The organism is Kingella sp. (in: b-proteobacteria) (genome assembly GCF_030527935.1).
Classification (GTDB): Bacteria; Pseudomonadota; Gammaproteobacteria; order Burkholderiales; family Neisseriaceae; genus Kingella_B.
This window is the reverse complement of the sequence record NZ_JAUMZV010000003.1, coordinates 1-18,292: the sequence shown is the minus strand read 5'-3', so window position 1 is coordinate 18,292 and position 18,292 is coordinate 1. Positions and strand designations below refer to the sequence as shown.

Sequence of the window (18,292 nt, the reverse complement as noted above, 5' to 3'; positions counted from 1 at the left end):
AAGCAGCCTGAAACGCCATTTCCACATTGTGATGACGCTAAACCTTGTTTTCAGGCTGCCCCACTCCCACAAAAAAGGAATTCCCATGACCGACCCCATTCGCCTATCCAAACGCATGGCAGAACTCGGCATCTGCTCACGCCGCGAAGCCGACAGCTACATAGAAAAAGGCTGGGTGCGCGTAAACGGCACAGTCGCCATACTCGGACAAAAAGTAACCCCCGCCGACCGCATAGACCTAAACAAACAAGCCCACGAACAACAAGCCAACCGCGTAACCATCCTGCTCAATAAACCCATCGGCTTCGTAAGTGGGCAGCCTGAAAAAGACTACCGCGCCGCCGTTGAACTCATCACCGCCGAAAACCAATGGGACGGCGACACCAGCCGCATCGCCTTCCATCCCAGCCACACCCGCAATCTCGCCCCCGCAGGCAGGCTAGACATTGATTCAGTCGGGCTACTCGTGCTCACCCAAGACGGGCGCATCGCCAAACAACTGATTGGCGACAACAGCAACAGCGAAAAAGAATACCTTGTGCGCGTTAAAGGCAGCCTGAAAGAAAACGGGCTCGCCCTGCTCAACCACGGATTAAGCCTAGACGGCGAACCACTGCGCCCCGCCCAAGTAACATGGCAAAACCAAGACCAACTGCGCTTCGTGCTCAGGCAAGGCAAAATACGCCAAATCCGCCGAATGTGCGAACTCGTTGGCTTGCGCGTGGTTGGGCTAAAACGCATCCGCATCGGGCGCATCAAACTGGGCGCGTTGCCGCAAGGCAAATGGCGATATTTGCAAGCCAACGAACGCTTTTAACCGCGCCACGCCACGCCCATCCATCGCCAAAAATCACTTGCAATTTTGCCGAAAAACCGTATAATCCGCGCGTTCACACAACGCGGATGTGGCGAAATTGGTAGACGCACCAGATTTAGGTTCTGGCGCCGCAAGGTGTGAGAGTTCGAGTCTCTCCATCCGCACCACACTCAAAAAAGCAGCCTGAAAAATGGCTGTTTTTTCTTTATCTGTCATACCAAATCTATTCTTGCAACCCAAAGGCGTTCAAATCATTCTGAACGCCTTTTTGTTTACAATATCGTTGGCATTAGGCAGCCTGAAACCCCCGCAACACGCGCTGAATCTCATCTGCTTCGCGCAAGGTGCGCACGGCTTCAAACAGTTGTGTGGCTTCGGGGTAGGCTTTTTTCATCATGCCCAGCCATTGTTTGAGCCGAGCGACGGCGTATTTGCCTTGTGGTTCGTGCGCAAGGCACAAATCAAAAAACTGGCGTATCCAGTCCATGATTTCTTGGTTGAAGGTAGCGGCTTGGATGGGTTCGCCGCGCAGGTGTTGTTTGATTTGGCGGGCTAAATCGGGGCGCATCACCGCGCCGCGCCCAATCATCACGTCGTCGCAGCCGCTGGCTTGGCGGATGGCGATGTAGTCATCCAGCGTAAACACGTCGCCGTTGGCGATGATGGGGATGCTGACGCGCTCGCGAATGGTTTTTAGCCAATGCCAATGGGCGGGCGGTTCGTAGCCTTGGGTTTTGGTGCGGGCGTGGACGGTGATTTGGCTTGCGCCGCCTGCGGCGATGGCTTGGGCGTTGGCGATGGCTAGGTCGGTGTGGTCGTAGCCTAGGCGCATTTTGGCGGTTAGGGTGATGTGTTCGGGCAGCCTGAAACGTATTTCGTGCACGATTTGGTGGATGCGCTCGGGCTCGCGTAGCAAAATTGCACCGCCTTGGTGTTTGTTTACGGTGGGGGCGGGGCAGCCGAAGTTTAAGTCTATGCTTTGCACGCCAAAGCGCACGGCGGCTAGGGCGTTTTTTGCCATCATGTCGGCATTGCTGCCGAGCAGTTGGGTGGTGCAGGGGATGCCTGATGGGGTGCGGTTGTGCTGGGCGATTTCGGGGACGTGGCGCAGCCATGTGGCGCGGGAGTGGACGGTGTGGGTGATGCGGACAAATTCGCTGACGCATTCGTCATAGCCGCCGATGCGGGTGAGTAGGTCGCGCATGGGGGCATCGGTTAGCCCTTGCATGGGGGCGAGAATGAGTTTAGGCATGGTGGTTTTCGCTGGCGCAAGCCTTAAAACGCTTCGGCTGCGAATTTGCATTTGTGTCGCCGCCCAGCCTGGCCATGCCCGAATACATTACCGAAGAACTGGACGAAGCCGGCGCAAAATGGCAGATACTGCCCAATTTGGAAAGTGCGGCGGAATGGGCAGATATCCTGTATATGGCCCGCGTGCAGCGCGAACGCTTCGATGACGTGGAATTCGCCAAAATCCAAGGCAAATTCAACCTGCATGCCGCCACTTTGGCCAATGCCAAACCCAATCTGCGTGTGCTGCACCCCCTGCCGCGCGTGGACGAAATTGCGCCCGACGTAGATGGCACGCCGCATGCTTATTACTTTGAACAAGCACAAAACGGCGTATTTGCGCGTATGGCCATGCTTGCATTGGTGTTGAATGAGAATGTGTAGATATTGAGTTTTCATTCAGCTGATAAATCAATTTTTGCCAGAAAGTTCAAACGAATGTATGCGAGAAAATTATTGGTGGTGATGTGCTTGGCAGCACTTACCGCAGGCTGCAATAAAGACGAAAAATCAGGTCTGGGCACAGCAAAAGGCTTGGCCACGGTCAACTCAACCTCCGGCTCATCTTCCAATAACAATAACTATGCGAAACAATACATTTCCGCACAAACGCCTGCACCTGCCCCAAGTCCTGCGCCTGCTCCAGTGCCGACACCTAATCCGACACCGTCACCAAGTCCCGCACCTACTCCAACGCCGACGCCTAATCCGACACTGGCGCCAAGTCCCGTACCCACCCCTTCACCGACGCCGTCCCCAGCGCCAGTACCCACACCCACACCTTCCGCAAACGGCTGCGAACATCCGACCGATGAATCCGGGCAATGGCGGAGCGCGAAATGCTATGAATTCAAGGAAGGGCGCGTGCCTGACGATTGGGAAAGCAAAGAAATCCGCAATCATTTGCACAGTTATCTGTCCTACCTGTCGGACAACATCTCTTTCGTGGCCGGCGATTATGCCCAATTGACCACGCGCCGCCACTGCGTTGATAAAGAAGGAGACCCCTTGAACGACAGCAACGCCACCTCTGACGTATGTCCGGCGGGAAAAGTCACCCAATATTCCAGCGGCCGGCTGGAAACCATCGGCATGGTGGATGCAAGCCGCCCGTTCCGTGCCGAAGTCCGCGCCAAAATGAATTGGAACGGGCTGCGCGGCATGCGCACTGCGCTTTGGCTGAACAAACATAAAAACGAAGACAGCATCCGCACCTGCAAAACCCCTGGCGGCGGTAGTGCGCCTTATGGTTCGCTGCTGATTCTGGAATGGTTCTCCGCCATGCCGGATTATGCCTTCCCTGCATCCAGCGTCAGCTGCTATTATAGCACGGAGGGCAAAGAATGGCGCACGCGCGTATTCGTGCATCGCTTGGAAAACCGTATCCGCAACCGTTCCTCTTGGCTGACGCATGATTGGCATGTTTGGGCCATCGAATATGATGGCACCAAAATCCGTTATTACATGGACGGCAAGCTGATTCCCGTGCACCATTACCGCGTGAACGATTCCAGCACGGTCGATGTGACCGACTACCGCAGTTTCACGCCGGACGGCACATACGGTTCCACCATGCCCGACGAGGACTACACCAAACTGCAAATCGATCCTGATTTGGTCAACCAAGTGCTCCGAAACGACAAATGGCATTTCGTTTTGAACGATTATGTGGAATGGGAAGACAATCTGGACCCGCCGTCCCTCAGCGAGCCGTTCCCGATGCAGACCACGCAGATTGACTATGTGCGGCTGTACTATAAATAACAAATGACATCCCATGCAGGCTGCCCGAAAGCGATAGATTCGTGTATTATCGGGCAGCCTGCAATATTTCATGAGCACCATGCCCAATATGCCCGCCCGCCTGACCAACCCCCTTGGTATTATCCTTGTTGTGATGCTGCTGCTTGTCATTAGGGTGCAGGCTGCTTTGCGTTGGCGCACGTTATCGGCGTTGTCAGCACTTATGCCGTGCCTGGCCAGCCCGAACAGGTGCGCCTGCTCCAACGCCCAATCATCCGCGGAACCGGCCAACCGCGCTGCGAACTCGGCTATTGCCAAGGGAGTAGGGTGGGGCAGCCTGAAAAGGGGGCTGATGTTTCAGGCTGCCTATGGATGGAAGATGGGTTGTGTTGGGCTGTGTTTCAGGCTGCCTTACTTATGGAGCGGGCTGATGTTTGTTTAACGAATGGATGGCTGCGCTCAATCGTTTTTCAGGCTGCCGTAGTAATGAATATAAGCAACGCCAAACATCGGTTTCAGCTATTCAACCCGCAACGCAACAAGACAACGCACCAGCCATGCCGCCACACAAAATAGGCAGCCTGAAAACATCAAACCCGTTTTCAGGCTGCCTTTTGCTGGGCAAGATTATTGGGCTGCGGCGGGTGCGCTCGCTTGTGTGGCGGTTTTCACCGCGTTGATTTCTTGCTGGGTGGTGGCATCATCGGTTGAATAACGTTTCAAACCGCCGCCCAAGGCTTTATACAAATCCGCCAAGTTTTCCAGCAAGCTCAACTGGGTGGACAACACGGATGTATCCGCCGAATAGCTGCTGCGTTGCGCGTCCAGCAAATCCAACGCGCTGGCAACGCCGTGTTTGTAGCGCAGGTTGGTTAAGCGCAAACGCTCGTTGTAGGCTTTTTGTTGCGCCAAGTTGGAATCATATTGCGTGTTCATCGCGGCGCGGGCAATCAGCGCATCAGCCACATCGCGGAACGCGCTTTCCACAGCGGCTTCGTAGGCAACCACGGCTTTTTCTTGCTCAATTTTGCTCACTTTCAACTGGTTGCGGCGTTGCCCCCAGTCAAAAATAGGCAACGACAGATTGCCGCCGTAAGACCATGTTTTATTGGATGAGTTAAACAAATTGCTCAGCTGATTGCTGCCAAAGCCCAAAGTGCTGGTTAGGCTGATGGTGGGGAAGAACGCGGCGCGTGCCACGCCGATGTTGGCGTTGGCGGCTTTGAGCGTGTGTTCTGCCGCAATGATGTCGGGGCGATTGAGCAGCAAATCGGATGGCAAGCCTGCGGGCAAGTTGCGGATTTTAAACTGTTGGTTCAATGCCAACGGTGCAGGCAAGTCTTCGGGGATTTTTTGGCTAATCAGCAATTCCAAAGCGTTGCGCGCTTGTTCGCGGCTGCGCACGGCGGCGGCGTAGTTGGCTTTGGCGTTTTCAATCATCGCTTCTTGCGAGCGCAAATCCAGCGCGGAAATCACGCCTGCTTTGTGGCGCACTTTCGCCAAATCGTAGGTTTTTTGGTAGCTCGCCAAGGTTTTCTCGGATAACGCCATCGCGGCGGTGGCGTATTGTTCGTTGAAATAGGCTTTGGCAACGCTGGCAATCAGGCTTAGATGCGTGGCATCGCGGCTGGCGGCGGTGCTGAAATATTGTTGCAGCGCGGCTTGGCTGCTGTTGCGCACGCGCCCCCACAAATCCAATTCAAACGCAGAAATGCCCAAGCCTGCGTTGTAGCTTTCCACATCGCCACGGCTGCGGCTTGCGCCTGCGTTGCTGCCCAAGCTGGGGAATTGCGATGAGCGGGTAATCGCGTATTGAGCGCGGACTTGCTCCACGTTCAAATTAGCGGTGCGCAAATCGGTGTTGTTTTTCAACGCGATTTCAATCAAGGCGTGCAAGCGCGGGTCGGCAAAATAGTCTTGCCAGCCCAATGATGCAGCCTGAATAGCTTGGTCGCTGTTGCGTTGGCTATCGTATTTAAAGGTGTCGGATGGCAGCGCAACATTGGGTTTTTCGTATTTGGGCGCAAGGTTGCAAGCGGATAGGGCAACGCTTACGGCAACCGCAGTCAATGGATGTTTAAACACAGTTTTCATAATTTTCCTTACAGAATGGTTTTCAGGCTGCCTATGCTATACCTATTTTAGGCAGCCTGAAAACCGATTTAATGCTTGCTGAATGCTTGGGCATCAATGTCTTCTTCATCGTCAAACAAATCCAACTCGCCTTGAACGGGCGGTTGCTTGCCGCCTGTAAAGAAGCGGACAACAAGGTTCACGATGATATAGAACATCGGCACAAGGAACACCGATAGGAACGTGCCCACCAGCATACCCCAGAATACTGCCGTGCCAATCGCGCGTTGGCTGGCAGATGATGCCCCCGTGGCGATATACATCGGCACCACGCCCAAGATAAACGCAAACGAAGTCATCAAAATGGGGCGGAAACGCAATTTAGCGGCGCGTAATGCCGATTCGGCAATGGATTTGCCCGCGTTGTGCAAGTCTTGGGCAAACTCAATAATCAGAATGGCGTTTTTCGCGCTCAAACCCATTACCGTAATCATGCCCACCGTGAAATACACGTCATTGCTGTAACTGCGAATGATTGCGCCCAAGCCTACGCCCAAAATCCCCAGCGGCACAACCAACAGCACCGAAAACGGAATAGACCAGCTTTCATACAGCGCAGCCAATGCCAAGAACACGGCAACCGCTGCCAGCGCGTAAATCATGTTTTGTTGCGATGTGCCTTTGGCTTCTTCGCGGGATTGACCTGCCCATTCCAAGCTGTAATTGCCTTGTAAGTCGTTCACCATTTTTTGCACTTTTGCCATTGCTTCGCCTGTGGATTTGCCCGCAGCAGGCGCACCTGTAATCTGCATGGCAGGATAGCCGTTGAAGCGTTCGCTTTGCTCCACGCCTTTTTCCCATTTGGCGGTGGCAAAAGACGACAGCGGAATCAGCGTGCCATTGCCCGCAGGCACGGTTAACGCCAAGATGTCTTCAGGCTGCATCCGCGATTTGGCTGATGCTTGCACAATCACGCGCTGCAAACGCCCATTGTTGGGGAAGTCGTTGACATAAGTGGACGATAAGGCGGTGCCCAATACGCTGCGAATGCTGGCAAAGCTCACGCCATTAGAAGCCGCTTTCATGCGGTCAATCTCAATTTTTAATTGCGGCGCATCGTCCAAACCGCTGGCGCGTACGTTTGATGGGTCAAACATGGCAGGGTTTTGGCGCATTTTTTGGATTAACTCATCGCGGCGGGCAACCAATTCTTCGTGGTTGTATGTGCCACGCGCTTGCAAATAGAAGCTGAAACCCGAATCGTTACCCAATTCCATAATTGGCGGCGGGTTCAACGCTAGCGCAAAGCCGTCTTGAATTGCGCCGCTCATCATCGCGCCTGTGATTTTGCCAGCCACCGCATCGGCGGTGCTGCCTGAGCCTGCGCGCTCTTTCCAGTCTTTGAGCATGATAAAGCCCATACCCATGTTTTGACCGCTGCCTGTGAAGCTAAATCCAGACACGGTAATCACATCTTGGACTTCGGGCATAGAATGCGCCACTTGGTTGAGCGTTGCCAAGGTTTTCTCGGTGCGCTCGGCGGTTGCGCCTGTGGGCAACTGCACGGTGGTCATAATAAAGCCTTGGTCTTCGCTGGGGATAAACGAGCTGGGCAAGCGCGTAATCAACACGAATGCGCCCGCGCCCAATGCCAAGTAAATCACAAACATCACGCCAGCTTTGCGCAAGGTTTTGCCAATCCAGCCTGAATAAGTGCGCGTGCCAGCATTAAACACGCGGTTAAACCAGCCGAAGAAGCCTTTTTTGGTGTGATTATGCCCTTTGGGAATCGGTTTAAGCATGGTGGCGCACAGCGCGGGCGTGAGTGTTAATGCCAAGAAAGCGGAGAAGCCAATCGCAAACACCATAGTCAGCGAGAATTGGCGGTAAATATTACCTGCTGCGCCGCTCAACAGCGACAGCGGCACAAACACCGAAACCAACACGGCGGTAATGCCGACCACCGCGCCTGAAATTTGCGTCATCGCTTTTTTGGTGGCTTGTTTTGGGCTTAATCCTTCTTCCGCCATAATCCGTTCCACGTTTTCTACCACCACAATGGCATCGTCCACCACAATACCAATCACCAGCACCATGGCAAACATCGTCATCACGTTAATGGACATACCCATATACGAAATCATGGCAAATGCGCCCAGCAGCGAAATCGGCACAACAATGGTGGGAATTAAGGTGTAGCGGAAGTTTTGCAGGAAGATAAACATCACGATAAACACCAACACAATCGCTTCCACCAGCGTGTCCACCACTTTTTCAATGGACAGGGATACGAATGTAGAAGTGTCATACGGGGCAGACCATTTCACGCCTTGCGGGAAAAACTCTTGCAATTCGTTCATTTTGGCTTTAATCACGGTGGCGGCTGCCAAGGCATTGCCCGAATTAGACAGCGATACCGCCATACCTGCGGCTTTTTTGCCGTTCAAATACGATGATGAACCATAAGATTGGCTGCCTAAGCCAATTTCTGCCACGTCTTTCAAATAAACGTTTGCGCCATTGGTGTCGCTGCGCAGCAAAATGTTGCCAAATTCTTCGGCGGTTTTCATTTGCCCTTCTGCGCTGATGGTGGCGGTGATTTGTTGCCCTTGGCTGCTGGGCAAATCGCCCAATGCGCCTACCGATAATTGCGCGTTTTGCGCAGAAATGGCGGCGGTTACATCGGCAAACGAGATGTTGTAGCTTTTGAGCTTGGCAGGGTCCACCCACACGCGCATGGCGCGTTGCGCACCAAACAAGCGCACATTGCCCACGCCGTCAATGCGTTGCAGCTCGGGCACAACGTTGCGTTGCGCGTAGTCCAGCAATTCTTCTGATGATTTGGTATCCGATTGCAGGAACACCACCATCAGGAAGTTGGAACGCGCTTTGGAAACGATAATCCCGTTTTGTTGCACGGTAGCGGGCAAGAGCGCGGTTACTTCCGATAGCTTGTTTTGCACGTTCATTTGCGCCAAATCTTCGTTGGTTTCGGGCGTGAACGTGAGCGACACGCTGCCCGAGCCAGACGAATCGGCGGAAGTGGTCATGTAATCCAAGCCGTCCACGCCATACATATTACGTTCAATCACCGCCAGCACGCTGTCTTCCATCACTTGCGCTGATGCGCCCGGATAAGTAGCGGTTAATGTAATCGTGGGCGATGCCACGCTGGGGTATTGCGAAATCGGCAGATTGCGAATGCCGATGACCCCCGCAATCATGATGAAAATCGCAATCACCCACGCGAAAATCGGTCTATCAATAAAAAACTTAGCCATGTTTTATTCCTTATTTGGCAGCAGAGGAAGCCTGAATTTCGGGAGCGGAAGCGGCTGTTTCGACTGGCGCAGAAGCGGGCATTGCAGCAGGAGCAGAAGCTGCGCTAGATGCAGCGTTGGGCGCGGTTTGCGCGGCAGCAGCGTTTTCAGGCTGCCATTCTTTGGTTTGAACCTGTTTTGCGCCTGTCATGCCTGCAATCATGGTGCCGTCCACGATGACTTTATCGCCTGCTTTCAAGCCTTCGCTAATTACCCAGTTGGTGCCTTTTTGCCCCGTGATTTTCACCACGCGCGGCTCCATGCCGCCTTGCGCGTTTACCACCAGCACGGTGTCGGCTTGCCCGCGCGTAACCGCTTGTTGCGGCACAACAAAGGCGTTAGTTACGCCTGCCAAGGGCAGTTTCACGCGAACGTATAAACCGTTCATCAAAACGTGTTCAGGGTTGGGCACGATGGCGCGGATGGTGATTTGCCCTGTGCTTTCGTCCACCGTGGAATCGGCAAACAGCAAGCGCGCTTTGTGAGGGTATTCGCTGCCATCTTCCAGCATGATGCCCACTTCCACGCTTTCGTTTGCTACGCGGTCGCCCGCAGCAAGCTGTTTGCGCAGTTTCAGCATATCGCTGGCGGATTGCTTGATGTTCACATACAAATAATCGTTTTCGGTAATCAACGCCATTTGCGTGCTGTTGGCGGTTACCAACGCGCCTTCGGTTACCAGCGATTGCCCGATTACGCCTGAAATCGGCGCGGTGATGTGTGCATGGTTCACGTTTACTTGCGCGGCTTTAATCGCGGCGTTGGCGGATTTCACTTGCGCTTGTGCAGAACGTTGCGCGGCAAGGGCGGCATCCCATTCTTGTTTGCTGATGGCATCGGCAGACACCAAAGGCTGATAGCGCGATACATCGGCGTTGGCTTTGGCGAGCGCGGCTTGTGCGCTGGCAAGGCTGGCGCGCGCGCTTTCTAGGTTGGCAACATGGCTGGCATCATCCAGTTGATACAAAGGCTGCCCCGCGCGAACCACGTCGCCTTCTTGGAACAAGCGGCGTTTCACGATGCCTGAAACTTGCGGAATAATCGGCGCAGAGCGCACGGCTTCCAAGCGACCAGGTAAATCGTTTTCCAGTAATACATTTTCAGGCTGCACGGTTACCACGCTCACGGTGGGGGCAGGCATTTGTTGCCCTGCGCCTTGCTGCTGCGCGGCTGCGCCGTCTTTGCCGCCACAAGCAGCCAATGCCAACGAGGTGGCCGCTGCTAACACGGCGATACGCCAAGGTTTGATTGTCATGCTTCGTTTTCCTATTTTGATTGAGATGATGGAAACATTTTTAGACAGCCTGAAAAACCAAGATGCTAAAAACACGATGATTTCAGGCTGCCTTTTAAGGTTGAGTGAAATGCGGTATTATACATACATTGATGAATGTTGATTAAACTTTTTTAAAAACAAGCGATAGGGCAATAAAAATGCGAAAAACCAAAATTGAAGCGAATAAAACACGCCAACATTTGCTGAATGCGGCATTGGAAGTTTTTTGGCGCGAGGGTGTAACCCGCGCTTCATTGCAGGCGATTGCCCAGCAAGCGGGTGTTACACGCGGCGCGTTGTATTGGCATTTCAAAAACAAGGAAGATTTGTTTGAAAGTATGTTTGAGCAACAATATGCCGATTTTTTGGCGGCGTTTAACGATGAAACCTTGCGCGATAACCAAGATGTGTGGTCGCATTTGCAGCGCAATTTGAACGCCATGTTTGAAACGCTGGCTACTTGCCCTGCCAATCATAAATTTTGCAATGTGATGTTTTTAAAATGCGAGCAAACCGCCCGTAACGAAACGATTACCGAGCTGGCGCATCGCTATCATCGCTTGTTTCAAAAGCAAATTGCTTACGCGCTGCAATTGAGCCGCGAGCAGGGTAGGCTGCCTGAAAACACGGATATTGAGCTGGCGGCGATTTATCTGGAAAGCAGCTTGGTGGGCTTGATTAAAATTTGGCTGGATGAGCCTGAACGGTTTGATTTGATTGGGAAATCCCAGCGCGTGATTGTGGCGAATATGCAGGCGTTGCAGCAGGGCATTTTGTCATAACAGCGCGGGATAAATAGGCAGCCTGAAAATCTGAGAACCTGTATTCACTATTTTCATAGGCATCTTTTATGCCCTAAAAACGCGGCTGCTGCGTTAAAAATGCTCGCAAGGTGTCCAACCTTGCTGCGCTTTTTGCCTTGTATCCACGCTTTTATGTCATAAAATCTACCTATGAAAATAGTGAATACAGGTTCTGATACAGGGGTTTTTAGGCTGCCTTTTGTTAAGCTGTGTTAATTTTTTACGCCAAACGCTTGCTTATTTGTGCGGGCATCGGTTATATTTCAGCCAGTTGTACCATTTGTAGCATGGTGTAGCCGCCATGCTTTTGTTCAACACGTTGTAAAACTAAGTTAAGGCAGGCTGAAAAGCCAACAACGAAGTTTGCATCGCATTAAGAGGGAACACGTTATCATGCAACCACAACACAAGACGCAAAACGATAATTTACAGCGCAATTTGAAAAACCGCCATTTGCAACTTATCGCCATCGGCGGCGCAATTGGCACGGGCTTGTTTATGGGCTCGGGCAAAACCATTCACTTGGCCGGGCCATCGGTGCTGCTGACTTATATTCTGATTGGTTTTTTTCTGTTTTTTGTGATGCGGGCGATGGGCGAATTGCTGCTGTCTAACTTGCATTACAAATCGTTCACCGATTTCACCCACGATATTTTGGGCGCAGGCGCGGGTTTTTTTGTGGGCTGGACGTATTGGTTTAGCTGGGTGGTGATTGGTATGGCAGACATCGTCGCCATCACGGGCTATATTCAATTTTGGTGGCCCGATGTGCCGCTGTGGCTGCCTGGATTGGGCTGTATTATCTTGATTACCAGCCTGAATATGCTCACGGTTAAGCTGTTTGGCGAAATGGAGTTTTGGTTCGCACTGATCAAAATCGTGGCGATTTTATCGCTGGTGTTGGTGGGTATTTATTTGGTAAGCACAGGATTTGTGAACCCCAACACAGGCATCAAGGCTTCGGTTACGCATTTATGGGCGCGCGAAGGCGGCTTTTTCCCCAATGGCATCAATGGCTTTTTTTCCGCGTTCCAAATTGCGTTTTTCGCGTTTTTGGGGATTGAATTGGTGGGCACGGCGGCGGCGGAAGCGGAAGACCCGTATCGCAATTTGCCCATTGCCATTAACCGCATTCCCGTGCGCATTATCGTGTTCTATTTGCTGGCGTTGATGGTGATTATGACGGTTACGCCTTGGGATGAAGTGAACCCGAAAGTGAGCCCATTTGTGAATATGTTTACGCTGATTGGCATTCCCATCGCCGCGAGCTTGATTAACTTGGTGGTACTGTCGTCCGCGCTTTCTTCTGCCAACAGCGGGATGTTTTCCACTGGGCGGATGCTGTTTGGCTTGGCGCGCAACGATTCTGCGCCGACTGTTTTTGGCAAGCTGAACATCAGCGGCGTGCCTGTGCCTGCTTTGCTGTTTTCATGTATGTTTTTGTTTGTCGGATTGATTTTGACTTATTTTAAAGACAGCGATGACATCATGAAGGTGTTTACTGTTGTGAGCACCGTTTCCAACATTGGCTTTATTTTTGTGTGGAGCATGATTTTGCTGGCGTATGTGAAATATCGCAAAACGCGCCCCGATTTGCACGCGCAATCGATGTACAAAATGCCAGGGGGCGTGCCGATGGCTTGGACGTGTTTGGCTTTCTTGCTGTTTTCCATGTATTTGTTTACCCGCGATGCCGATACGCTGCAAGGGATGCTGTTTACGCCGCTTTGGTTTGGTTTCTTGTCGGTGATTTATTTGGTGAAATATCGCAAGATGGTGAAATAAGAACCTGTATTCACTATTTGCATAGGTAGATTTTATGACATAAAAGCGCGGATATAAAGCAAAAAGCACAGCAAGGTGGACACCTTGAGAGCATTTTTAACGCAGTAGCCGCGTTTTTAGGGCATAAAAGATGCCTATGAAAATAGTGAATACAGGTTCTAAGGATTTTCAGGCTGCCTTTGGATGCACAGAAGGCAGCCTGAAAATTGTTTTAACAGTAATCGTTTCAGGCTGCCTTTAATAGCACGATAAAAGGCAGCCTGAAAACAGCGCGCGTGCTCACAAATATAGTCGTTTCACACAGCCTTAAACAAGGCGGCGAGCCGCAGATAGTACAAGTAGTATAGCAAAACTGGCTTTGTCCAAATCTCTGATTTGGCAATAAACCATTTCGCCCGTGGTGGGCGAGCCAACGCAGTATTAAGGTTTAATTGGAACGACTATACTGCGTAACCCCTTTTCAGGCTGCCTTATCATAAGCAGCCTGAAAACCATTGTGAAAGGCAATCATGCAAATCTATCTTGTTGGCGGCGCAGTCCGCGACCAACTGCTCGGCTTGCCCGTGAAAGACCGCGATTGGGTGGTGGTGGGCGCGGATGCCGATGAATTGCTGCGGCAAGGCTATCAGCCCGTGGGCAAGGATTTCCCCGTGTTTTTGCACCCCAACACGCGCGAAGAATACGCCCTTGCCCGCACCGAGCGCAAAACCGCCAAGGGCTACGCAGGCTTCGCCTTTTATGCCGACAAAACCATCACGCTGGAACAAGACCTGCTGCGTCGCGATTTAACCATCAACGCCATGGCGCAAGACGTTTCAGGCTGCCTAATAGACCCCTTTGGCGGGCAACGCGATTTGCGCGACAAAATCCTGCGCCACGTTTCCCCCGCCTTTGCCGAAGACCCCGTTCGCATCTTGCGCACCGCCCGCTTTGCCGCGCGATACGGTTTTGCCGTTGCGCCCGAAACCATGCAGCTTATGCGCGATATGGTGGCGGCGGGCGAAGTGGACGCGCTGGTTGCCGAGCGCGTGTGGCAAGAATTAGCCAAAGGCTTAATGGAAGCCAACCCGCGCCGCATGATTGAAATCCTGCGCGAATGCGGCGCGCTCGCCATCTTGTTGCCCGAAGTGAACGCCTTATTTGGCGTGCCGCAACGCGCCGATTACCACCCCGAAATTGACACAGGCGAACACACCCTGCTGGTGTTGCAACGCGCCGACGCGCTGGGGCTTACCCTGCCCGAACGCTACGCCGCGTTGTTGCACGATGTCGGCAAAGCCCTAACCCCGCCCGACATCCTGCCCAAACACATCGGACACGATATGCGCGGCGTTGCGCCCATCCGCCAAATCAACCAACGCTGGCGCGTGCCCAAGCCATGCGGCGAACTGGCGGAATTGGTGTGCGAATATCACATCCAAATCCACAACATCGGCAACATCAAAAGCGCAGGCAAAATCATCAAATTGCTGAAAAAAATGGACGCATTTCGCCGCAGCGAGCGTTTTCAGGCTGCCTTAAACGTGTGCCAATGCGACCAACAAGTCAGGCTGGGCAAAAGCGAAGCCGATTATCCGCAACGCGCCCATTGCCTAGCCCTGCTTGCCGCCGCGCAAACGGTGAACGCAGGCGCAATCGCCCAGCAATACGCCCATCAGCCCGAGCAAATCCCCATCAAAATTGACGAAGCGCGCGCCGATGCTGTGCGAAATGTGCAGCGCGCATACCAACAAAAGAGTAGGGCAGCCTGAAAACGTGTAATCCAAAGTAACTATCTGAATTTAAAAAAAGATGGTATTTGCTTGTTATGCTGTAATAAGGCTATAATTGCCCCGCTTTGGCAACTCCGCCAAACGCCTGCCTTATTCACATTATCGGCAGCCTGAAAATCGTTTTTAAAAGGATTCAAAACCATGAAAAAAACCGTATTAACCCTTGCCACAGCATTAGTGTGTTCCAGCGCATTCGCCCACGGCATTGAAGCAGGCGAAGCCTACGCATTCCCCACCGTGCAAGGTATGACCCAAGGTGGCGCATTTGTTAGCCTAACCAACACCGAGAAAAAAGACGACAAACTGGTTTCTGCCACCGCCAGCAAAGACTTTGCCGACAAAATTGAGCTGCACACCCATGTGAACGACAACGGCGTGATGCGTATGCGCGAAGTAAAAGGCGGCATCCCTTTGCCCGCAGGTCAAACCCAAGAGCTCAAACGCGGCAGCTACCACATCATGTTCTTCGGCTTGAAAAAACCGTTGCAAGAAGGCGACAAATTTGACCTAAATCTCAAATTCAAAAACGCCAAACCGCAAAAAATCACCGTAACCGTGAAACCCATGCAAGCAGGCGCAGCCATGCACGACCATGAACACAACCACGGCGCAGGCGAAGCCAAACACGCGCACTAAGTTGTAAGAACCTGTATTCACTATTTCCATAGGCAGATTTGATGACATAAAAGCGTGGATACAAGGCAAAAAGCGCAGCAAGGTTGGACACCTTGCGAGCATTTTTAACGCAGTAGCCGCGTTTTTAGGGCATAATAAGATGTCTATGGAAATAGTGAATACAGGTTCTAAACCGCGCTAAACCGCTAAATCTCAATTTTCAGGCTGCCTAAGATGCTTTGATTGAAACATTTTAGGCAGCCTGAAAACACAAAAGCAGCCGTTTCAGGCTGCCTTTTCTTTGTGCTGCGCTCAATGCTCACGCGCATGGTTAATCGTGTATTTTGGGATTTCCACCACCAAATCTTCATCGCACACCTGCGCTTGGCAGCTTAACCGCGATTCCGCTTCCAAGCCCCATGCTTGGTCAAGCAAATCTTCTTCAATCTCGCTTGGCTCGGGCAAGCTGTCAAACCCCTGCCGCACAATCACATGGCAAGTGGTGCAGGCGCAAGATTTCTCGCAAGCGTGGTCAATTTCAATGCCGTTATCCAGCAATACATCGCAAATGGTTTCGCCTGATGGCGCGGCTTCAATGATTTTTCCCTCGGGGCAAAGCTCCGCATGGGGGAGAACAGTTATTTTGGGCATGGTTGTTATTTCCTTGTTGTGTGTGAACCGCGCATTATAGCGGAATTAGAACCCATGTTCATAAGCAGCATAGCCAAGTTTTTATTCATTTTGGTGCGGATACAAGGCGAGTTTCAAGTCAATAGCGAGACTATTGGCGCAGTTCAACGCCGTAGCCGTGCCCAAAGGGATAAAAATGGCGATGATGCTTGTGAATATGGGTTCTTAGGCAGCCTGAAAACGAAAAACCGCATGAAACGTATGCCCATGCGGTTTTGCGTGTGCGGCAATGCGCGATTAGCCGCCCGATTGTTTCACCATATAATGCACCGTTGCTTTGATGTCGTCATCGCTCAATGCGGTGTTGCCCCCTTTGGGCGGCATGGCATTAAAGCCATTGATGGCGTGTTGCACCAAAGTGTCTTCGCCTTGTTTGATGCGCGGTGCCCATTCATCGTTTTTGGTTACTTTGGGCGCACCGGGGATGGGCGAAGTTGCGCCGTGGCAGGCTTTGCAAGTTTTATCAAAAATTTCCGCGCCGCGCGATGCCATTTGGTCATCGCCCGCGCCACCCGATGCCGCAGGTGCGCTGGCTGCATCCGAAGCCGCCGCAGGCGCAGAAGCATCGCCAGATGCAGCAGGCGTTGCCGCAGGTGGGGGCGCAATATCTTTGGGCGCGCCCACAACCAACTGCCCTGTTGGCATAATGCGCGTTTCGGTGGCTTCTTTGGTGGTGGCGGCAACATCGGCGTAGTAACCGCTGCTGGCCAGCTTCATCAACAAGGCAACCACCGCAGCCACGATGATTACGCCGCAAACTAATGTAAACAAGGCTGAGCCTTGGGTTTTTTGTTTTGGATTCATGGGATATTTCTCACCATTGGGGGTTTGTGTTCAAAGTGTATGTTAATTGAGCTTAACATGATTTTGCGTGATTATACTGAATTTGCGGCTGGGTTTCCAAGTCAAAATAGCAGAGATTTTTTTGCGTAAATGCGGATTTTCGGGTATCCTTGCGCACTTTCTTGTACCCGTAGCTCAGTTGGAAGAGTGTCGGTTTCCGAAGCCGAAGGTCGCTGGTTCGATCCCAGTCGGGTGCGCTTATAAAAATCGCTGGTTTTGCTGGCGATTTTTTTGCGCCTGCGATTGGTGTTTACAGGTGTGCAAATTGCGTAAACAGCGAAACGCCGCAAGCAGGGATGGGCGGGCTTGCGGCGTTTCTAAATTTAAGCCCCGGTGGTTGGGGGGATAGGGCTTAAATCTGCTGCGCATTGTAGCGAAATGGGTTAATTTGTGCAAGAGAAATTTTGTGGGATGTGAAATTTTGTGAACAAATAGGTGGCTCGGCGTGGCATCCATAGGCAGCCTGAAAACGAAAAACACGCTTTGCCTGCGCAGCAAAACGTGTTTTTAGGGCGCAACCGTTTTCAGGCTGCCGATTATTTGCCAATCATGCGGTTGATGATTTTTTCCCCTTTGGCTTGGTGCACAATCGCCATCACGATATGCCCTGCCGCCAGCGCAAACAGCGCAAAGCCGAGCGTGCCGTGTAGCGCGTTGCCCAAGCCTGCCATCCATTTCACTTCCACGGGGGCTTTTTGCATGATGGTCATGCCGAATACAACCAAATCGCCGCGTGTTGAGCCTGCTTGGCGAATCAATGCCACCACGGGCACGGCAATCATCAGCGCGTAAATGGCGGCGTGCCCCAGTTTGACGATTAAATCGCCGTGCGGGCGGTTTTTGGCGTTCACCGCTGCCCAAATCGCGCGCAGCAGCACCAAGATGGTGAGCACGAAGCCTGTGGTTTTTTGCGCGCCTATCCAGCTGTAATCGTCTTGCATAAACATGATGGCGGTGAACAGCATAAAGGCAAAGGCGGCGGCCATTGTCCAGTGGAAAAAGCGGCTGATTGCGCCGTAGTATTGTGGGTTGTCCATAGTGTTCCTTGTTTATAGTGAATTGAATTTGAACGATTACTGCGTTGGCTCGTCTTACTGTACTACTTGTACTATCTGCTGTACTCGTTCAAATTGAATCCACTATATTATTGTTAAAAAAGCGGCGGATTATAGCGGAATTGGATGGCTGTGCTGTTTCTTGTTGTAAAAACTAGGGGCTGTCCTAGATAACTAGGACAAATCGTGCTTTACTAGTTGTTTTAAAAT

General features: G+C 52.2%; 16 protein-coding genes, 2 tRNA genes and 1 pseudogene. 10 read left to right on the top strand and 9 right to left on the bottom strand.

Features of this window, described 5'->3' with window-relative positions; all coding sequences use genetic code 11:
• The first annotated feature begins 85 nt into the window (after nucleotides 1-85).
• Together Q4A85_RS01505 and Q4A85_RS01500 are read left to right on the top strand one after the other, a co-directional pair.
• Nucleotides 86-817, top strand: coding sequence for a pseudouridine synthase (locus tag Q4A85_RS01505; RefSeq protein ID WP_303107302.1), 732 nt, complete (start codon nucleotides 86-88; stop codon nucleotides 815-817).
• Nucleotides 818-899: 82 nt separating this feature from the next.
• Nucleotides 900-984 (top strand) — tRNA-Leu (locus Q4A85_RS01500).
• A gap of 122 nt (nucleotides 985-1,106) precedes the next feature.
• Here Q4A85_RS01500 and Q4A85_RS01495 read toward each other — a convergent pair.
• Nucleotides 1,107-2,069 carry a tRNA-dihydrouridine synthase gene (locus Q4A85_RS01495; protein ID WP_303107300.1) on the bottom strand — a complete coding sequence of 321 codons (963 nt, stop codon included), beginning with the start codon at nucleotides 2,067-2,069 and terminating at the stop codon, nucleotides 1,107-1,109.
• Between the two features lie 8 nt (nucleotides 2,070-2,077).
• On the opposite strand from Q4A85_RS01495, the pseudogene Q4A85_RS01490 reads away from it, so the two are divergent.
• Nucleotides 2,078-2,491, top strand: a pseudogene (locus Q4A85_RS01490) (aspartate carbamoyltransferase); the annotation flags it as partial.
• Between the two features lie 11 nt (nucleotides 2,492-2,502).
• Here Q4A85_RS01490 and Q4A85_RS01485 read toward each other — a convergent pair.
• Nucleotides 2,503-2,655: a hypothetical protein gene (locus Q4A85_RS01485; protein WP_303107298.1), complete on the bottom strand. Its 153-nt coding sequence runs from the start codon at nucleotides 2,653-2,655 to the stop codon at nucleotides 2,503-2,505.
• Between the two features lie 316 nt (nucleotides 2,656-2,971).
• Here Q4A85_RS01485 and Q4A85_RS01480 point away from each other — a divergent pair, with 316 nt between their 5' ends.
• Together Q4A85_RS01480 and Q4A85_RS01475 are read left to right on the top strand one after the other, a co-directional pair.
• Nucleotides 2,972-3,871: a hypothetical protein gene (locus Q4A85_RS01480; RefSeq protein ID WP_303107297.1), complete on the top strand. Its 900-nt coding sequence runs from the start codon at nucleotides 2,972-2,974 to the stop codon at nucleotides 3,869-3,871.
• A 413-nt stretch (nucleotides 3,872-4,284) separates the two neighbouring features.
• On the top strand, nucleotides 4,285-4,530 hold the full coding sequence (locus Q4A85_RS01475; RefSeq protein ID WP_303107294.1) for a hypothetical protein: 246 nt from the start codon (nucleotides 4,285-4,287) through the stop codon (nucleotides 4,528-4,530).
• Here the strand turns inward: Q4A85_RS01475 and Q4A85_RS01470 are convergent.
• From Q4A85_RS01470 to Q4A85_RS01460, 3 genes are all read right to left on the bottom strand, one after another.
• Complete coding sequence (locus Q4A85_RS01470) at nucleotides 4,478-5,947, bottom strand: efflux transporter outer membrane subunit (protein WP_303107393.1); 1,470 nt, start codon at nucleotides 5,945-5,947, stop codon at nucleotides 4,478-4,480. The two genes, Q4A85_RS01475 and Q4A85_RS01470, sit on opposite strands and share 53 nt — an antisense overlap.
• A 65-nt stretch (nucleotides 5,948-6,012) precedes the next feature.
• Nucleotides 6,013-9,204, bottom strand: a complete 3,192-nt coding sequence (locus Q4A85_RS01465) for an efflux RND transporter permease subunit (protein WP_303107292.1) — start codon at nucleotides 9,202-9,204, stop codon at nucleotides 6,013-6,015.
• 10 nt (nucleotides 9,205-9,214) lie between these two features.
• Entirely contained in the window at nucleotides 9,215-10,498 is a 1,284-nt protein-coding gene (locus tag Q4A85_RS01460; RefSeq protein WP_303107290.1) for an efflux RND transporter periplasmic adaptor subunit, read from the bottom strand.
• A gap of 179 nt (nucleotides 10,499-10,677) precedes the next feature.
• On the opposite strand from Q4A85_RS01460, the gene Q4A85_RS01455 reads away from it, so the two are divergent.
• The 4 genes from Q4A85_RS01455 (at nucleotide 10,678) to Q4A85_RS01440 (ending at nucleotide 15,515) form a co-directional block, all read left to right on the top strand.
• Entirely contained in the window at nucleotides 10,678-11,301 is a 624-nt protein-coding gene (locus tag Q4A85_RS01455; RefSeq protein WP_303107288.1) for a TetR family transcriptional regulator, read from the top strand.
• 414 nt (nucleotides 11,302-11,715) lie between these two features.
• Nucleotides 11,716-13,107, top strand: a complete 1,392-nt coding sequence (locus Q4A85_RS01450; protein WP_303107287.1) for an amino acid permease — start codon at nucleotides 11,716-11,718, stop codon at nucleotides 13,105-13,107.
• Nucleotides 13,108-13,616: 509 nt separating this feature from the next.
• Nucleotides 13,617-14,858, top strand: coding sequence for a multifunctional CCA addition/repair protein (locus Q4A85_RS01445; protein ID WP_303107286.1), 1,242 nt, complete (start codon nucleotides 13,617-13,619; stop codon nucleotides 14,856-14,858).
• Between the two features lie 162 nt (nucleotides 14,859-15,020).
• Complete coding sequence (locus Q4A85_RS01440) at nucleotides 15,021-15,515, top strand: copper chaperone PCu(A)C (RefSeq protein WP_303107285.1); 495 nt, start codon at nucleotides 15,021-15,023, stop codon at nucleotides 15,513-15,515.
• A gap of 185 nt (nucleotides 15,516-15,700) precedes the next feature.
• On the opposite strand, the gene Q4A85_RS01435 is transcribed toward Q4A85_RS01440, so the two are convergent.
• The 3 genes from Q4A85_RS01435 to Q4A85_RS01425 form a co-directional block, all read right to left on the bottom strand.
• On the bottom strand, nucleotides 15,701-15,823 hold the full coding sequence (locus tag Q4A85_RS01435) for a hypothetical protein (protein ID WP_303107283.1): 123 nt from the start codon (nucleotides 15,821-15,823) through the stop codon (nucleotides 15,701-15,703).
• Nucleotides 15,807-16,145, bottom strand: coding sequence for an ISC system 2Fe-2S type ferredoxin (gene fdx, locus Q4A85_RS01430; protein ID WP_303107281.1), 339 nt, complete (start codon nucleotides 16,143-16,145; stop codon nucleotides 15,807-15,809). The genes Q4A85_RS01435 and fdx overlap by 17 nt, the downstream gene beginning before the upstream one ends.
• Nucleotides 16,146-16,421: 276 nt before the next feature.
• Complete coding sequence (locus Q4A85_RS01425) at nucleotides 16,422-16,988, bottom strand: cytochrome c5 family protein (protein ID WP_303107280.1); 567 nt, start codon at nucleotides 16,986-16,988, stop codon at nucleotides 16,422-16,424.
• A gap of 163 nt (nucleotides 16,989-17,151) precedes the next feature.
• Here Q4A85_RS01425 and Q4A85_RS01420 point away from each other — a divergent pair.
• Nucleotides 17,152-17,224 (top strand) — tRNA-Arg (locus Q4A85_RS01420).
• Between the two features lie 339 nt (nucleotides 17,225-17,563).
• Here Q4A85_RS01420 and Q4A85_RS01415 read toward each other — a convergent pair.
• Complete coding sequence (locus Q4A85_RS01415; protein ID WP_303107279.1) at nucleotides 17,564-18,064, bottom strand: cytochrome b; 501 nt, start codon at nucleotides 18,062-18,064, stop codon at nucleotides 17,564-17,566.
• Nucleotides 18,065-18,292: the final 228 nt, after the last annotated feature.